The sequence below is a fragment of the Enterobacter sp. RHBSTW-00175 genome (genome assembly GCF_013927005.1).
Taxonomy (GTDB): domain Bacteria; phylum Pseudomonadota; class Gammaproteobacteria; order Enterobacterales; family Enterobacteriaceae; genus Enterobacter.
This window is the reverse complement of record NZ_CP055930.1, coordinates 1631752-1648135: the sequence shown is the minus strand read 5'-3', so window position 1 is coordinate 1648135 and position 16384 is coordinate 1631752. Positions and strand designations below refer to the sequence as shown.

17 protein-coding genes and 1 pseudogene are annotated in these 16384 nt (G+C 50.7%); 6 read left to right on the top strand and 12 right to left on the bottom strand.

All coding sequences use genetic code 11. The features are described from left to right. Nucleotides 1-91: 91 nt before the first annotated feature. The 3 genes and pseudogenes from HV107_RS07855 to bfr form a co-directional block, all read left to right on the top strand. Nucleotides 92-2224 (top strand): annotated as a pseudogene (locus HV107_RS07855) (carbohydrate-binding protein); the annotation flags it as partial. A 166-nt stretch (nt 2225-2390) separates the two neighbouring features. After that, nucleotides 2391-2585 (top strand): bacterioferritin-associated ferredoxin, encoded by a 195-nt coding sequence (gene bfd, locus HV107_RS07850; RefSeq protein WP_182062763.1) that lies wholly within the window; start codon nt 2391-2393, stop codon nt 2583-2585. Nucleotides 2586-2657: 72 nt separating this feature from the next. Beyond that, entirely contained in the window at nt 2658-3134 is a 477-nt protein-coding gene (bfr, locus tag HV107_RS07845) for a bacterioferritin (protein ID WP_182062762.1), read from the top strand. Between the two features lie 2 nt (nt 3135-3136). Here the strand turns inward: bfr and HV107_RS27475 are convergent, their stop codons facing one another. From HV107_RS27475 to gspC, 12 genes are read right to left on the bottom strand one after another with little or no spacing between them, the layout of a single operon-like run. After that, entirely contained in the window at nt 3137-3916 is a 780-nt protein-coding gene (locus HV107_RS27475; RefSeq protein ID WP_182062761.1) for an A24 family peptidase, read from the bottom strand. After that, on the bottom strand, nt 3909-4391 hold the full coding sequence (gspM, locus tag HV107_RS07835) for a type II secretion system protein GspM (protein WP_182062760.1): 483 nt from the start codon (nt 4389-4391) through the stop codon (nt 3909-3911). Before gspM ends, HV107_RS27475 begins: the two co-directional genes overlap by 8 nt. Then, a complete protein-coding gene (gene gspL / locus HV107_RS07830) occupies nt 4384-5535 on the bottom strand; it encodes a type II secretion system protein GspL (protein ID WP_182062759.1) in 1152 nt (383 codons plus the stop codon). The genes gspM and gspL overlap by 8 nt, the downstream gene beginning before the upstream one ends. Beyond that, the gene (gene gspK / locus HV107_RS07825; RefSeq protein WP_182062758.1) at nt 5525-6484 is read right to left on the bottom strand and encodes a type II secretion system minor pseudopilin GspK; all 960 of its coding nucleotides are present in this window, start codon (nt 6482-6484) and stop codon (nt 5525-5527) included. The genes gspL and gspK overlap by 11 nt, the downstream gene beginning before the upstream one ends. Next, on the bottom strand, nt 6481-7059 hold the full coding sequence (locus HV107_RS07820; protein ID WP_182062757.1) for a type II secretion system protein J: 579 nt from the start codon (nt 7057-7059) through the stop codon (nt 6481-6483). The genes gspK and HV107_RS07820 overlap by 4 nt, the downstream gene beginning before the upstream one ends. After that, a complete protein-coding gene (gspI, locus tag HV107_RS07815; RefSeq protein ID WP_182062756.1) occupies nt 7052-7420 on the bottom strand; it encodes a type II secretion system minor pseudopilin GspI in 369 nt (122 codons plus the stop codon). The genes HV107_RS07820 and gspI overlap by 8 nt, the downstream gene beginning before the upstream one ends. Next, a complete protein-coding gene (locus HV107_RS07810; RefSeq protein WP_182062755.1) occupies nt 7417-7917 on the bottom strand; it encodes a GspH/FimT family protein in 501 nt (166 codons plus the stop codon). Before HV107_RS07810 ends, gspI begins: the two co-directional genes overlap by 4 nt. Before the next feature lie 2 nt (nt 7918-7919). Then, entirely contained in the window at nt 7920-8363 is a 444-nt protein-coding gene (gspG, locus tag HV107_RS07805) for a type II secretion system major pseudopilin GspG (protein WP_182062754.1), read from the bottom strand. 9 nt (nt 8364-8372) lie between these two features. Beyond that, nucleotides 8373-9560, bottom strand: a complete 1188-nt coding sequence (gspF, locus tag HV107_RS07800) for a type II secretion system inner membrane protein GspF (RefSeq protein WP_182062753.1) — start codon at nt 9558-9560, stop codon at nt 8373-8375. Beyond that, nucleotides 9557-11032: a type II secretion system ATPase GspE gene (gene gspE / locus HV107_RS07795; RefSeq protein WP_182062752.1), complete on the bottom strand. Its 1476-nt coding sequence runs from the start codon at nt 11030-11032 to the stop codon at nt 9557-9559. The genes gspF and gspE overlap by 4 nt, the downstream gene beginning before the upstream one ends. Continuing rightward, nucleotides 11029-13017 (bottom strand): type II secretion system secretin GspD, encoded by a 1989-nt coding sequence (gspD, locus tag HV107_RS07790; RefSeq protein WP_182062751.1) that lies wholly within the window; start codon nt 13015-13017, stop codon nt 11029-11031. Before gspD ends, gspE begins: the two co-directional genes overlap by 4 nt. Then, entirely contained in the window at nt 13014-13712 is a 699-nt protein-coding gene (gene gspC / locus HV107_RS07785) for a type II secretion system protein GspC (RefSeq protein ID WP_182062750.1), read from the bottom strand. The genes gspD and gspC overlap by 4 nt, the downstream gene beginning before the upstream one ends. Before the next feature lie 259 nt (nt 13713-13971). Here gspC and HV107_RS07780 point away from each other — a divergent pair, with 259 nt between their 5' ends. The 3 genes from HV107_RS07780 (at nt 13972) to rpsJ (ending at nt 16368) form a co-directional block, all read left to right on the top strand. After that, nucleotides 13972-15438, top strand: coding sequence for a peptidoglycan-binding domain-containing protein (locus tag HV107_RS07780; RefSeq protein WP_182062749.1), 1467 nt, complete (start codon nt 13972-13974; stop codon nt 15436-15438). After that, nucleotides 15435-15812: a hypothetical protein gene (locus HV107_RS07775; RefSeq protein WP_182062748.1), complete on the top strand. Its 378-nt coding sequence runs from the start codon at nt 15435-15437 to the stop codon at nt 15810-15812. Before HV107_RS07780 ends, HV107_RS07775 begins: the two co-directional genes overlap by 4 nt. 244 nt (nt 15813-16056) lie before the next feature. Next, nucleotides 16057-16368: a 30S ribosomal protein S10 gene (rpsJ, locus tag HV107_RS07770; protein WP_001181005.1), complete on the top strand. Its 312-nt coding sequence runs from the start codon at nt 16057-16059 to the stop codon at nt 16366-16368. The last annotated feature ends 16 nt before the right edge of the window (nt 16369-16384 follow it).

Here is a 16384-nt window from a genome sequence, read left to right as displayed (position 1 = left end):
TAATTGAACTCACTGTTTGTTGGTTCTATCTTACGGCTTATTACATGTCAATGTAATAACCTAATGAATTAACACAAAAGGATTGTTGATTATGAAATTGAATTTCGCGACAAAAACACTATTTTGCCTGGGGCTGACATGCACAGCCTTACCAGCATTTGCTCTGGAAGCCTGGAGCGGTCAGGAAGGTGGCAGTACGATTGAAGTTATTTTTGATGGTGGTGTTTATAATAATGCCTGGTGGGTTAGCGCTTCTGATTGCCCGGGCAATGCCGCTGACGATCAGGCGAGTAACCCATGGCGTTATGAGCGTGCTGCTACGGCAGCGGAAATGAGCCAGTATGGTAACCCTACTACCTGTGAAACCAGTGGCGGCACTGTAACCTATCCGGCATATGATAATAACGCTGAATATAAAGCAGGAGATATAGTCTCTTATAATAATGCGACCTATAAAACTGCCTCTTCACAGAGTGCCTATGGTTTTGTCCCAGGACAAGACAATCCGTGGGAAGCATATTCCGCCGTTACACAGTGGTCCTCTTCGACCACTTATAATAAAGGCGATAAAGTTCAGAAAAATGGTCAGGAATATGAAGCTCTGTTTTATACCCAGGGCGACGATCCTTCTATTGCAGCAAACCAAAACCCAACTGGTACGAATGGCCGTCCATGGAAACCGCTGGGTGCTGTAATCTCTTATACTCAGGACCAGCTTAATAAAGCTCCGCAGTACAGTGCTTCGACCGTGTACGAAAGCGGCACGCTGATTCGTTATAACGGTGGTAACTACGTCTCGCAGTCCAAAGTACAGAAAGTGTCTCCTTCAGATACTAACCCATGGCACGTATTTATCGACTGGACGGGCACCAAAGAAAAAGTTGGCACGCCGAAATCAGGCTGGCCTGCACATGTTTATGCCCCATATGTTGATTTTACCCTGAACTCACAGCCAGATCTGGCAAGCCTGGCGCAGAACCAGGGGGTAACCCATTTCACCATGGCGTTTGTGGTCAGCAAAGATGCCGAAACCTGTCTCCCGACCTGGGGGACGGCGTATAACATCAACGACTACGCGCAATACAGCAAAATCAAAGCACTGCGTGATGCTGGCGGCGACGTGATGGTGTCCATTGGTGGTGCGAATAACTCACCGCTGGCGGCATCCTGTAAGAATATCGACGATCTGAAACAGCATTACTACGATATTGTCGAGAACCTGAATCTGAACGTGCTGGATTTCGATATTGAAGGTACCTGGGTTGCGGATCATGAATCCATCAACCGCCGTAACGAAGCGGTGAAAGCCGTACAGAATACCTGGAAGTCAGAAGGCCGTAGTGTGGGCATCTGGTATACGCTGCCAATTCTGCCAACCGGTCTGACCGCAGAAGGTATTTACGTACTGGAAGATGCGAAAGCTAAAGGTGTCGAGCTGGCGGGCGTGAACGTGATGGCAATGGACTACGGCAACAGTATCTGTCAGTCCGATGGTACTGAAGGCCAGAACATTCACGGTAAGTGCGCAACCTCTGCAATTGAAAACCTGTTCAGCCAGCTGAAGCAGATCTTTACCGATAAGACCGATGCTGAAATCAACGCGATGATGGGTACTACCCCGATGATCGGTTACAACGATGTTCAGGGTGAAGTGTTCTATCTGTCGGATGCAAATCTGGTGATGAAGGATGCCACCGATCGTGGTCTGGGTATGATTGGCGCCTGGTCTATGATGCGTGACCAGCCGGGTGTGGCTGGGCAGGTATCGCCAGAGCACAGCGGCTTAACCGAGCAGCAGGCCGCTAAGTATGCATTCAGTGAAATATTTGCGCCATTCACTCGTGCAGTATCTAACAGTGGTATGTATAAATCTGTGAAAACAGGAGGGTGCCTCAATATCCAGGGGGGATCAATGAATGATGGTGACCGTCTGATTACTGACTCATGTGGCAAGGGGGCAAATAACGAGGTCTTCATGCCATTCAAAGAGGTAAAACTGAAGATTGGCGACACCAATAAGTGCCTCGATGCTAAAGATGGCTATAACGTGGAGGGCATTTCGGTTATTTCCTTTACCTGCCATTCTGACAGCAATGCTAACCCTAACCAAAACTGGAAGTTTGAGGATGGGCAGTTCAAAAGCCTGATGCTGGGTGTGGAGCGTTGTATGTCCGTTGGTTCAGATAAATTTGTGACCATGCGTTCTTGCAATGCGAGCGACGTTTCGCAGAAATTCGAAGCGTATACTCCAGCCCCGTAGTTTTTATCCCCCATACTGAGCGGTTGTGTTATTTACAAGGCGCAAGATTTTTGCGCCTTTTTTAATCACATTTATTGTAATAAAAACCATTCTCACTTAATATTGTATTGTGATTTGAATGGGAGTTTCTATGTACATTTGTTTATGTAACGGTATCAGCGATAAAAAGATACGTCAGGCCGTACGCCAGTTTCATCCGCAGTCTTTTCAGCAATTGCGCAAGTTTATTCCCGTTGGAAATCAATGTGGTAAATGCACGCGTGCGGCACGAGAAGTTATGCAGGACGAGTTAATGCAAATGCCGGAATTTAAAGAAATCGCCTGAGTCACACTCTTTTTTTTGACATCCCTGTAGCCCGATCTACGCTTCAATGAGTGGAAGCGGAGGGACTATATAATGAAAGGTGATGTTAAGATCATAAATTATCTCAATAAATTATTGGGAAATGAGCTTGTCGCAATCAACCAGTATTTTCTCCATGCGAGAATGTTCAAAAACTGGGGCCTGAAACGCCTGAATGACGTTGAATATCATGAATCTATCGACGAGATGAAGCACGCTGATAAGTATATTGAGCGTATTCTCTTTCTCGAAGGTATCCCTAATCTTCAGGATCTTGGCAAACTTCGCATCGGCGAAGATGTTGAGGAAATGCTGCGTTCCGATCTGGCGCTTGAGTTAGAAGGGGCGAAAAACCTGCGTGAAGCTATCGCCTATGCCGACAGCGTCTTTGATTATGTTAGTCGTGACATGATGATTGAGATCCTGACAGATGAAGAGGGCCATATCGACTGGCTAGAGACCGAGCTGGATCTCATCGATAAACTCGGTATCCAGAACTATCTTCAGGCGCAGATCCGCGAAGAAGGATAGCCTTACAAAGTATGCCAGCAGAAGTAACCCCAGCCACATAATGCCAGCGCCGGACCGAAAGGTTGGGCGCCGGTGTAGTGCCCTTTCCGACGCCACAACAGTAATCCATAGACAATCCCGACTAAGGATGCGGTGTAAAGTATTACCGGAAGACTTTGCCACCCGGTCCAGGCGCCGGTTGCCGCAAGCAGTTTAAAATCCCCAAATCCCATCCCTTCTTTATGCCATATAAGCCAGATTATCCAGTAAATCATCCACAGCAGAAGATATCCGGCTACGGCTCCCAGGATGGCATCTTCGCAAGATACGATCCCCGACAAGACATTAAATAACAGCCCGAGCCAAAGCAAGGGCAGGGTCAGTAGGTCAGGCAGTAATAAATGCCGGAAATCAATGACACTAAGGGCCAGAGCGAACCAGAAATAGAGAAAGAGCCCCAGCGCCAACACCAGTGCGTCAGGGTGAAGGATGTAGCAAAGCACCGCCATGATTGCACTACTGATTTCGAGAACAGGATATCGCCACGAAACGTGCAGGCCGCAATAGCGACACTTCCCTTTCAGGCGCAACCAGCTAAACACAGGGATATTGTCATACCAGGCCAGCGGGGTTTTGCAGTGACAGCAGTGTGAAGGCGGTAGCCATAAATTACAGCGGAAGGACGTATCATCAGGCTGATATTGCTGTAAAACCATTAATGGGAGCCGCCAGGTGACCATTCCCATCGTACTTCCCGCCGCCAGACCGATGATGAGAAACAGTACGACTAATTCGTTATCCATTCTTTTTCACCCCAATAGTCAGGCGTGTCAGTGTGATAATCCCGGAGGATTGTTTGCTGGCATGAAACTCCACGGCTACAACGCGCAGCCCGTGTTTTAATTGCGCCTCTTCCAGCCACTGCATAAAGCGTTCTATGCTGACGTTGCTGGCGGTGATCTCCAGTTCACTGGCATTGACCTGCTGGATCGTTGCGAATACGCCGGCTTTTTTCAGGCTGCTCCTGATGAGCTCATCCGGTTTTCCCGACAGTTTTTTGTCGGGCAGGAGGCCCGCAGCACTAACCTGTTCGCTGAGCCACACCGTCTCTCTTTGTAATCTTTCACACCGGGTCTGAAGTGTCGCAATGGCCTGCCCGAGTGGATGGTAAAGACCAAACCAGAAAAAAAGGCTCAGGGTACATGCGCACAAGACGATGATGAATCGTTGCTCATGAAGGCTTTTTTGCCGGAATTTGTCCCGCGTGTGTTTAATCATTGCTGAGTGTCCACAGTCCCTGTTCGTGTTTGCCGATCTTCAATGAAAAGCCTGCTATGCCCTGTTTTATAAACTGCTGTACCTGGCTCTCATCGCTGGCATAGAGATACAGCTGTAATGATTTTTTCTGTGAGTTATAGCTCACCCCTTCCAGCGCCAGGCCTGGGAAAGAGGCAAGACCCGACTGTATTTGTAGCAGGAGAGCGAAAGGCGCCGGAGAGTGTTGTTGCAATTGCTTTGGCAGCCAGACGCGCACGTTACTGCTGTGTCGGTTTTCCGGAATATAGCGTTGCCATTGCTGTGCCAGAGTATTCCTGAGTTGTTTTTCCAGTCCAAGAAGTTGCCAGTAGCAGGCCCCCTGGATAAGTAGCGCGATACCTGCGGCCAGGGCAATACTGCAAAGTGAGACGGACTTTAGCCGCCCAGTCCACGGGGAAAGCTGTGCGGGAGGACAAATGCCATCGTGCAACAGATTGGGCAACTCTGTATCCGCAAAATGCGCCATGATGTGGCATTCTGATTTTACCAATGTGCCCTGGTGTGGTCCCGGCAGCGCGCCATAATGGGTTAACTGCTGGGGAGGGAAGTGCGTCAGTAGGTGGAGAAGCCACGTTTCTGTCAGACGAGATACAACTCCCTCCTGTGTTCTGACAAGCCAGGCGTCATCGTCTTTCAACACTGTCCAACCGTTCTCTGGTGCCGGTAAGCAGAGGGCGTCAATGGTCGCGTGCACAATGTTCAGGCCCGCTGAACTGAGCATCTTCAGCTCTGCATCTAGCCATGCCTTTTCTATGCCTGCGACAACGAGGCGTGTTCCCTGGCGAGACAGCAACGTCCAGTGAAGGGAGGGGGCATCCTCATCGAGTGTGTCATCGGCAAGCCAGTGCAACTTCTGATCGGTCAGTTCGTAGTTTTCATCAGGGATCACCAGGGTTCTGCACGTTGCTTTTTCAACCGGAACAAGCAGTTGGGTTTGCCGGGCTGCGGGCAGGGCAGCCAGTTCAGTGAGATTTTCACGTGGCAACTTTTGAACGTCTTTGCAGCAATCGTCTTGATATATGGCCCATTCCACAGGATCCTCCGTCTGTTTATGCAGGCGAACGATCAGTCTGGGCGCGGGCAGAGAGGTTGTTTTACTCTTCATGTTCGCCATCCGTGAGTTGGCGTAAATAGAGCCCAATTGTTTTCTTCTTGTCGTCATAATAGAAAAATGTTCGCATACCCGAAGTCAGCTCACCTTCATGAGCGGTGGATGTGACCAAAAAATAGTGGCTATTGGTCGTCAGATACTTTTTCAGCTGATCCACTCGTGGTTTAACCGCGCTGTAATCCTGCTGGGCCTGATAGAGAAAGGCATCGACTGTTTTCCACCCCTTTTCGGGGCGCTTTTTGAGCAATGCCCTGGCATCTGACGTACTGATATCGTTAAGAAAAATAGCGGCAAGAAGCGGTGCCTGCGCCGCGGTGAGACTATTGATATTGATGGATAAATCGTTGCTGAATGCGGTACAAATTAACGGGGCGAGTTTCTCGTAAATCGTGTGGGTCATGCCTTTTAATGTGCGGATCTCTGTGGGCAAAAAGAGCATCTGATTTGCGGTCAGATGCTGAATGCCGTCTCGTTGGTAATACTCATCTTCCGCCCCTTTGCTCCGTGGAGAGGTATCGGTGTCTATGTCATCCGCCACAGACTGGATAATCTCTTCTGCGCGACCTTTATCGACACCGAGTTTATCGAGCAGAGCTGCAAATACGCTGATCTCATAGGGCATAGAGGCCAGAGGTGCGGCTGGCGTGTTTTCCAGCGCATTCAGATTAAAGCAGTTTTGCATATCGTCAGTGCGCCAGCGTACCCTTGTGTTGTCACCCAGTTCCGCCATCCCTGCCAGGCGTTCATCATCATGTTTTACTACGCCGGAGGTGGCTTCACTTTCGGCATACAGCAGGGCGTATTTTGCCTGCAATGTGTCGCTGGTACGTCTGCTGCGCTGGAGCTGAGTCTGAAAACTCAGGGTCATTTCGGCCGCCAGTGCAGCCATCAACGCCAGAATCATCAGCACGATAAGCAGCGCTGCCCCTCTCTGTGTTTTCATTTGCTGGCCCCATCAGTGCGGGGCGTTTGTTTCTCTGGGATCCACCCGGGCAGAATAAACAGACGATGAATGGTCTGCTGGTTTTCCTGCTCCAGGGTTATGGAAACGGTGGTGGATAGATTGTTGCCCTCTGCGAGCGCCAGTGCGGCATTAAAATGAGTAATGCCGGATAACAGCGGGCGTGGCGTCTTATCCTCCTTGTCATCTGGCGCGTATTTCACCGCGCGATAGAGCGTTCCGTCCTGAACATACCAGTGGACCGTTGCCAGTACCGTTGCGGTGTCGAAAGGCAGCGCGGCATCTCGTGTCTGGGTGGTGAAAACCACATCATCCGAACTGCTTGTAAATGTCTGGTTAGTCTGACGATTTTTTCTGGGAACGAATTGCGTCAGGTCATTTTCAAGCAGCAACAGGGAGTATTGTAAGGCATGGAAATCGTTGGCAATTTTTTGCGCGCGCTGGTGCTGTTCTGATGCCTGGGAAAAGACAATCGTCGCCATAAAACTGAGCGCTGAGAAAATCGCGACCGCCAGCATCACTTCAAGAAGGGTAAAACCGTGCTGCCTGTTAATCATGCTTTTCCCCTTGCTCCCCGGATACCGAAGCCCAGTCGTTGAGGATTAGTGAACGCCCTCCCGGGGTTACCACGGTGATGCTGCTGCGCGTAAACAATCCCGGGGTTTGCGAGCGCCCGGAGAATTGCCAGGCAAAGGTCATGTTTAACTGTGATGACTGCCCGGTCTTCAATGCGTCCTGGCCACCATGCGCTTTAATCAGCTGATTATCTGCAACCCACCGTGCAAGCATCTCTTGTTTCAGGGTATCCAGCGCTGAGAGCTGCCATTGCATACTGCTGACTAATCCCGTAACCGCCGTGGCAAAAATGGCCAGTGCCAGCAATACCTCCAACAGGAGCATTCCACTCTGATTTTTCATTGCGGCTCCTTTACTGGCCTAATGTCCAGCGGCAGCGAACCGGCGCTGTGTATAAGCAGGATTTTTTCGCCATCATCTTTCCTGAACAGCAGGGTGAATGGCGTCATCTGGCCATCAGGCATAATAATAATTTGCGGTGAAGTGCCTTTCGTTGATGGGGTAATGTCCGGTGACTTCGCTCTTTCCCATTCACCGTGAAGCGGTAAGTTGTCGTGATTTGTGGCGGCTACCCATTGCCAGCCGGTACGTGCATCTATCTGCGGAAGGTAGAGTGCCCAACCCTCTTCAGACAGCCGTAAGGCAACGGCATGTTTTTCCAGCAGCGCAAGATCCACTGCGTATTCAACTGATTGCCTGAATGCATCGGCGCGCTGGCGTAGCTTTCCGCTCGTGCTCAGCCGATCGCTTTGCATGGCGGTTACCCCCGCAACCGCAGCTGCGAGAATGACCACCACCAGAAGCACTTCCAGCAAAGTGAATCCTTTTTGATGTGCCATGATTAGCGAGCTTTTTTGTCGTTATCCCAGTTGTTTACGTCGTCCGTTGTCCCCGCTTCACCGTCGGGCCCGACTGAGCTTAAGTCGATAGCACTGTGTTCGCCTGGGCTTACCAGAATGTAGTCATTACCCCACGGATCCGCGGGCAGGCGACGGATATAGCCACCGGGATTATAATTTTCAGCCAGCGGTGACAGCACAGGAGCTTCAACGAGAGCCTCCATTCCCTGTTCGGTCGTGGGGTAGCGATGGTTATCCAGCTTGTACATATCGAGCGCGTTTTCGAGAGCGGTAATGTCGCTGATGGCTTTTTGTCGATCCGCACGATCTTTGTTACCCATCAGGTTGGGTACAACCAGGCTGGCAAGAATGCCCAGAATCACAATGACCACCATAAGCTCCATCAAGGTAAAACCACGCTGTGTTCTTAATGTCTGTCGTTCCATAACCTTTCCTTAGTTCATCAATGAGTTAAGTTGTAATATCGGTTGCATGACCGCCACGACAATAAACAGCACGATGGCGGCCATGAGGACAATCAGTGCAGGTTCAAATATCGCCAGCGCCATCGTGATACGGTTTTGCAGATGAATTTCCTGGTTATCCGTCGCGCGCTGCATGAGCTCCCCCAACTGGCCACTTTTTTCCCCGGAGGCGATCATGTACAGCATCATGGGCGGGAAAATATGCGTCTTCCCAAGTGACTGGCTGACACTATTTCCCTGACGTACGCTTTCCGCGGCGCTGCACAGACGCTGGCGTATCTCCTGGTTCATCACCCCTTCAGCCGAAAGAGCCATTGCCTGAAGTAGTGGTACGCCGCTCACGTTGAGAATGCTGAGGGCGCGTAAATAGCGAGCGCTGTTGATGGCGCAAACCAGCCGAAAGCGAGTCAACAGACGATGAAAACGAAGCCGGTTTCCTTCTCGCTTTAGCCAGCAGGAAAACAGGCCACCTAAGGTGATGAATAACAGCAACAGCCAGGGTCCCTGCGCTGACAGAAAGTGGCTAATGGCGAGCAGCAGGCGGGTTGTGAGCGGGAGCTCGTGCCGGAGATGAATAAACTGTGCGGCAACTTTTGGCACAACAGCGGTGAGCAGGATAACCACCACCAGAATGGCAACCGTGGTGAGCAGGGAGGGGTAAATTAACGCCTGCGTGAGTTTGCTGCGCATACGCTGCCGGGCTTCATTAAAGTCAGCCAGTCTTTCCAGAACCGCGCCAGCCTGACCTACGGTTTCTCCGGCCTTAACAAGCGTGCAATAGACGGTATCAAACAGTCGAGGATGCAGTTGCATCGCGGCGGAAAGGGATTGCCCTTCCAGCACTGCCTGACGAAGTGCTCCGATAATACTGACAAGATTTTTACTCTCTTTTTGCTGCTGGATAGCGGCGAGCGCCTCATCCAGCGGCAGTGCAGCAGCCATCAGGGTAGCGAGCTGGCGCGTAAAAAGCGTGAGTTCTGCATGACTGACCCGTGCAGAAAACCGCCATAGTGTTGTCCTGTGGCGCTGCTGCTTTATGGACTGCGGCAGCAGTGACTGGCTTCGCAGCCGGGCTACCATCTCCCGCTCGCTTTCGGCCTCGCTCACGCCAGTGTGACGGTCGCCGTTATCATCGGTCGCTACCCAGCGAAATTTCATCCTTTGTGCTCCGTTGAAGCGTGCCCTTCGGCAGTGACGCGCAGTACCTCTTCCAGTGAGGTCAATCCTTGTGCGGCTACGCGCAGGCCATTTGCCAGTAAGCTGAAGTGATTACGGCGCTGAAGCTGCTCCAGCTGTTGTTCATTGATCTCTGCGTGTACGGCTTCGCGTATCTCTGGTGTCATCACTAACAGCTCATGAATGGCCAGACGTCCCTGATAGCCACTTTGTCGACAGGCGCTACATCCGCTGGCCTGCCAAAGTTGCGAAGCATCAATTCCTTGCGCCAGCAATAACTGCTGCTGTTGAAGCGTGACGGGATGAGCGGATTTGCACTGGTTACAGAGGCGTCTTAGCAGACGCTGTGCGATCACCCCGACCAGCGATGATGAGAGCAGGAATGATTCCGTACCCATATCACGCAGGCGAGTCACTGCGCCGCTGGCGCTGTTTGTATGCAGGGTGGAGAGGACAAGATGCCCGGTTAATGAGGCCTGTACGGCAATCCGCGCAGTTTCAGCATCGCGTATTTCCCCTACCATCACCACATCAGGATCCTGACGCAAAATGGCGCGTAACCCGCGGGCAAAGGACATATCCACGCGGCTATTAACCTGCGTCTGGCCGATCCCCTCCAGCTCATATTCGATGGGGTCTTCAACCGTGAGGACATTACGTTCCGGGCTATTGAGCGCGGAAAGGAGTGCGTAAAGAGTGGTACTTTTCCCTGATCCGGTGGGACCCGTGACCAGAATAATGCCGTGGGGTAGGGCGATAAGATGTTTCAGATTGCGGATGTCATCGGCTGACATATCCAGCCTGTCGAGCGACAGGCGCAGGCTGGTTTTATCCAGCAGGCGTAAAACAACCCGTTCTCCGTGCTGTGAGGGCAGCGTGGAGACGCGCACATCGACGTTTCGATTGCCTATCTTTAGGGTTATCCGCCCATCCTGCGGCAGCCTTTTCTCTGCAATATCCAGCCGGGCCATAATTTTGATGCGCGAGACGAGTAGCGCGGCCAGCTTTTTATTTGGCTGAACCACTGGTCGCAATACCCCATCCACACGAAAGCGGATGCTCATCGTCTTTTCAAACACCTCAATATGAATGTCCGAGGCGTGTTCCTTAAGCGCTTCACTGAGTACGGCATTTATGAGTCTGATCACCGGCGCGTCTGACTGCTCGTTGAGCAGATCTTCATTCACGGGGATCTCATCGGAAAGGACGCTGAGGTCGTCCGAGTTGTTAATATCTTCAGCAATGAGCTGGGCTGACTCGCTATTTTGCTGGTAGAGAATCTCAAGCTTTTCTGTAAATTGCGCAGGGGTAAGCCGCGTAAAGTGAGTGCAGTGGGGGGCAGCAGAGGCTACTTCAAGCAGATGCTCAAGCGTGGCATTTTCTGCATAGAACAACTCCTGCTGCTGGAAGGCAACACCGACACGCTGCGCTTTTTTCCAGGAATAGGGTGTCATTTTGCGCGGTTTTCCCTGAACGGATTTTTGGCAGCAGGCGCCGCAGGGGCGTTATCAAATGCGCGGTCATCCAGTTCATCAATGTTGTCGACATTAATGAGCTTGTCATGCTGCTTATCACTGCGCTCCCTTTGCATATCCTTGAAGCTGGTATATTTTTCCCGTGAGAGCGAGTGATATACGTCGTCGTCCCGAATGATGGTTGGGCGGATAAAGACCATCAGGTTACGTTTACTCTTTTCATTCGAGGTGTAGCGGAACAGCTGTCCAATCAACGGGATATCACCTAACAGAGGAACTTTCGAGACTTCCTGCTTACTGGCATCATCCATCAATCCGCCAAGCACAACGGTTTCCCCACTTTTTACCAGCACCGCATTCTGGATGGTGCGGGTGTTGAATGTGGGTCCCAGCGTGGAGGACGTTGTCGAAGAGTCGACGCTGGAAACCTCTTGCTCTATCTCCATTAAAACGGAGTCGCCCTCGTTGATTTGAGGGGTGACTTTCAGCTTCGTGCCGACGGTTTTACGCTCGACAGTGCTGTAAATGTTATCGGCTGCGGTGGTTTGGGAACCTGAGAGCACGGGAACGTCCTGGCCAACGTTGAACGCGGCTTCTTTGTTATCCAGCGTCACAATACTGGGCGTGGAGAGGATATCGTTTTTATTGTCAGTATTGAGAGCGGTCAGCAGTACTCCCCAGTCACCGTTGAAGAAGCCCGCCGCAAGACCGGTATAGCCACTGAAGAGATCGTACGCCGGGTTGTCGCTGGTGATACCACCCTGAGACTTAAACTCATGGATGCCCTGCGCCGCATTAAAGATGGGTAAGCCGGTTCTGGTAAACTGTTGCACACCAACATTTTTGTTCGCCCACTGCACACCCAGGTTAAGACCTCTGCCATCCTGAACTTCCACAATGATTGCTTCGACCAGAACCTGAGCTCGACGAATATCCAGCTTTGAGATAACATCGCTCAGTTGTTGCAGAATGCCCTGGTCCGCGGTAACCACCAGTGAGTTGGTCTGTTCATCGGCCGTTATTGAGATATCGTTACCGTTGCTATTGTTGGTGGTTTTGGATGATCCCGCTTTTTCATCTTTTAATTTTTGTGTGACGCCCGTCAGCACCTCAACGAGTTTGTCCGCTTTGGCATATTTCAAATACCAGACGCGGGTATTGCCTTGGCCCTGGTCTTGCGTATCGAGCCGCGCGATGAGCTGTAAAACGCGCGCGCGCGCGCGATCGGAACCGCTGACGATCAGCGAATTCGTTCTTTTGTCGGCAACGATGCGCGTCTGGAGCGTTGCCGGTTTCGCTTCTTTTCCGCTTTCCCGCGACAGGTCGGTGAGTACATCGGCCAGATCGCTGGCAGAGGCGTATTTCAGTGGGATGATTTGCTCTTTCTCATCACCCATTACATCGACGCGTTTTACAACCTCCAGAAGGCGATTTACGGATGACGCTTTCCCGGTGATGATCAGCGCGTTTGAGGGTTCATAGTGCACAACGTTGCCCACGCTACTGCCGTCTAACATTTGCCGCAGCAGAGGAGAGAGCGCACGTGCGGGGACATTTTCCAGTGAGACAATACGTGTGACCAGCTCATCCCCTTTACCGGGCTGTGCGCCGCTGGTAATTCGACCAGGCAGGGTCTTTGCTTTTTCGGAGCGCACGACTTTCAGCAATCCGTTATCAAGACTGATGAGTGAAAAACCGTAAAGATCCAGTACGCTCAGGAAAAATTGATAATATTCTTCCTCAGTAAAGGTGTCTGAACTTCTTACAGAAATAGATGCCGTTACATCAGGATCTATCAGAATGGTTTTCCCTATGTTCTGGCCCACAATACTGACAAATGTTTGAATGTCCGCGCCATTAAAGTTAGCGGTGTAATCTGCTGAAAATGCGGGTTTACCGGAAGTGACAAGTAACAATGCCAGCGAAAGGGCTTTCATTCGCTGGCCTGGAGAGGTCCCTTTCATCTGGTTTTATTTCCTTCCTGGAATTGTTCAACGGAAACAGTAATCCGCTGCGGTGATGCATTTCGCAATAAGGTGAATTGCACCCTTTGTAGCGTTTCAAGTGACGCCTGCGCTTTCTTGATATTAACTGGCTGTTTTAAGGACAGGTTATTGAGCATGATGGCGATATCACCCGGCTCAAGACCAGCATGAGAAAACAACGCTGCATTATCCCGCGGAAGCAGGCGTAAACCCTGTAGAGTAGTTTTAGTGAACACGGGGCTGGCAGCAATAAAGTCTGACAATATCGCCTGAGACCGCGAAGCGGCCTTATCGACGCCTGCTGAAGATGCGGGGAGTTCTTCTAACAGATTGAGATGTTGGGTATGTCCTTCGGTGGAAAAAAATACCTGATTCGTTGTGATGTCGGAGACACGTGTAATCTTTGAGGAGTTCAGACGATCGCCGATAGCATAGGCAGTCTGTTCACCTCCTTCCAGCAGGATGGTACGGGAATGTAATTTATTGGTGCTGTAAATAATTCCACTCAACTGAATACCGGACAATGTGTCAGCTTCTTTTATGGTTAAGGTTGTCATTGCTGGGTTTTCTGTTGCCGAGCTTGATAGGTTCCATTTATATTTTTTGCTCGTTTTATTTATTTCATAAATGTTGTTGTGGTTTTTATTCGATGAACTGTATTTAGATATCTTCATATATCCATCGTTTATTGAAATGAATATAGTTATAAAGCTTGTCAATATAATTAGCGCGTACAGCGTACGGGAAGAAAACGCGCTTCTTAACGTGAGGGGTACAGTTATCATAAATTTATTATTAAGAATCTCTAAAGAGTAAATCTATTTCTTGTTAATGGTCGCGATAATATAATTGCTATCTGGTAAGCAGCAAGAAGTTTACAAGCAGGATGCTTATTTTAGGAAAAGAATAAATTTTGAGGCTAATACACTATTCATGGATGAACACATTCATTTCTATACTGCCCTGCGTCGCAGGATGCTGGACAGTCTGAGCACCACGCTGGCTCATGAACACTGGGTGGTGATGCAGGGTGTAACAGGCAGTGGCAAAAGCACACTGGCGCGTGGCGCTATCACCCACTGGCCTAATCGTGCTCTAACGATGAGCCCCACTAACAGTAAGGGCTATCAGTGGGAATGGACTGTGATTGCTGACACTGAAGTTTCGGGCAATTTAACCGGGAGGGCGTTTTCCAGCAATTCGCTCTGGCGTGAATTGTTGTGCGCTACCGACGCGATGCCAGACCACCCGCTTTTGCTGGTTCTTGAAGACAGCCATCGGGTACCAAAAGGCATTGTGGCCATAGTCGAGATGTTCATCGCACTTATGCCGCAAGCCCATCTTTTGATAACCGGCAATTTTTCCAATCGCCAACAACGTCAATTACGTATAAACCATCCGGTATGGTTTCAGCTTTCTGGCGTGAGAGTAGATGACTACCGACAGGTATTCGCTTTTTATGCCGGTATTGAGCCAGGGGAGGGGAGGGCGTTTCCTGACAAATTCATCCGCGACATGATGAAACGCAGCCAGGGGAACCTGCATTTAGCCGCCCGGGCAGGCAGACGCTACCACGGGAGTGCACCATCGGGTGATGGTGCACATGATACTCTGCCGCTATCCCAGCAAGCCGATACCCTACGTTGTCTGCCAGCACCCCGGCGGGGAGGACGACTGTGGCTGGCATTGTTCCTGGTGGCGATCGTGTCGGGCAGCGCGGGTGGGTATTTTGCGCAACCACTTTCACGCGGGTTTCCTTCTCCTGCAAGGTGGATTACTGCGACAAAGAGTCCGGTGAAACCGCCGGCGCTGACATCCGGGATTTTGTCTGCCAGGGGATCACTCGCATTACTCTATAGCGTCTGGGGTTATGAAGTGGATCAAGGAGAAGCCTGGTGCGATCAGGCATTCCGGGCAGGAATGGCGTGTGTGTCCGGAACCGATACGTTGGCATCGTTGATGGCTCAGGGGCTGCCCTGGATCGCCGCTCTGGAGATAGAAAATACGCACATCCCGGTTGTTATCATCGGGGGAGGGGGCGATTCGCTCGTTGCGTTGTCGGGGGAAAAAACCTGGGTTCTGAATAAAGCATGGTTCAGCAGCGTCTGGAAGGGGAGCTATACCCTGATGTGGAAGCCATCTCCTGACGGCAATGGGAGCATTTCAAAGAAGAGCAGCGCCGATGATATTGTGTGGCTAGATACTATGCTTAGCCGCGTGCTTAACGTCGATGCCGAAGAGACCGGCGAGTGGAGTCCAGTGCTGATTGAAAAAATTCGCCAGTTTCAAAGGCAAAACAAAATTAAGGCTGATGGCGTGATGGGGCGAATTTCGCTTATCAGGCTGTGGCAGGCACTGGGAGAAAGCCCGAAAATAACCTCTGATGGAGGAAAAGCATGAGTACGAAACGGGGTGACACCCCGAACGTAAACGAAGGCTTTATCAGACCTGATATGCCGGTTACGCCTGGGCGGTGTTTACTGCATTTGTTGTGTTGGCTGGTGTATATCATGGGATGCACCCTGGCGGGCTGCTTTATCTATCTCTGGATTTCTCAAACCACGGGGTCTGAACCAGCGCCCCTGAACTATCGCCTGTCAGATGAACACTATATATATAAGAAGAAACCTTTACCGCTGCCACAAGAGAGCGTGACAGAAGAGACTGCCTGGGAGGGTGATAGTGGAGAGCAACCAGCGCCAGAAAATTTCACTGAACAGTCCGAACTCAAAGCGCGGGTGAAGCAGGCTATGGCCGATATCGAACAGCAATGAGTACACCTTAATAAAGGTTGGTTATTATCGACACAGTTGACTTGCATTAAGTCTGTAAATACGTATAATGCGCGGGCTTGTCGTAATTGACGGCTGGTTCAATCTGAACCGGAGTAACTAATTTTGTTACTCAACAATGCTCCCAATCGGGGAGCTACGTAAGAACGGTTACACTCTCCCATCAATCGTAATGGGTTTGAGGAGTAATCATTTTCGTTTATAAAATAATTGGAGCTCTGGTCTCATGCAGAACCAAAGAATCCGTATCCGCCTTAAAGCGTTTGATCATCGTCTGATCGATCAATCAACCGCGGAAATCGTCGAGACTGCTAAGCGCACTGGTGCGCAAGTCCGTGGTCCGATCCCGCTGCCGACCCGCAAAGAGCGCTTCACCGTTCTGATCTCCCCGCACGTCAACAAAGACGCGCGTGATCAGTACGAAATCCGCACTCACAAGCGTCTGGTTGACATCGTTGAGCCAACTGAGAAAACCGTTGATGCTCTGATGCGTCTGGATCTGGCTGCCGGTGTAGACGTGCAGATCAGCCTGGGTTAATCAGGTCATCGAGCGA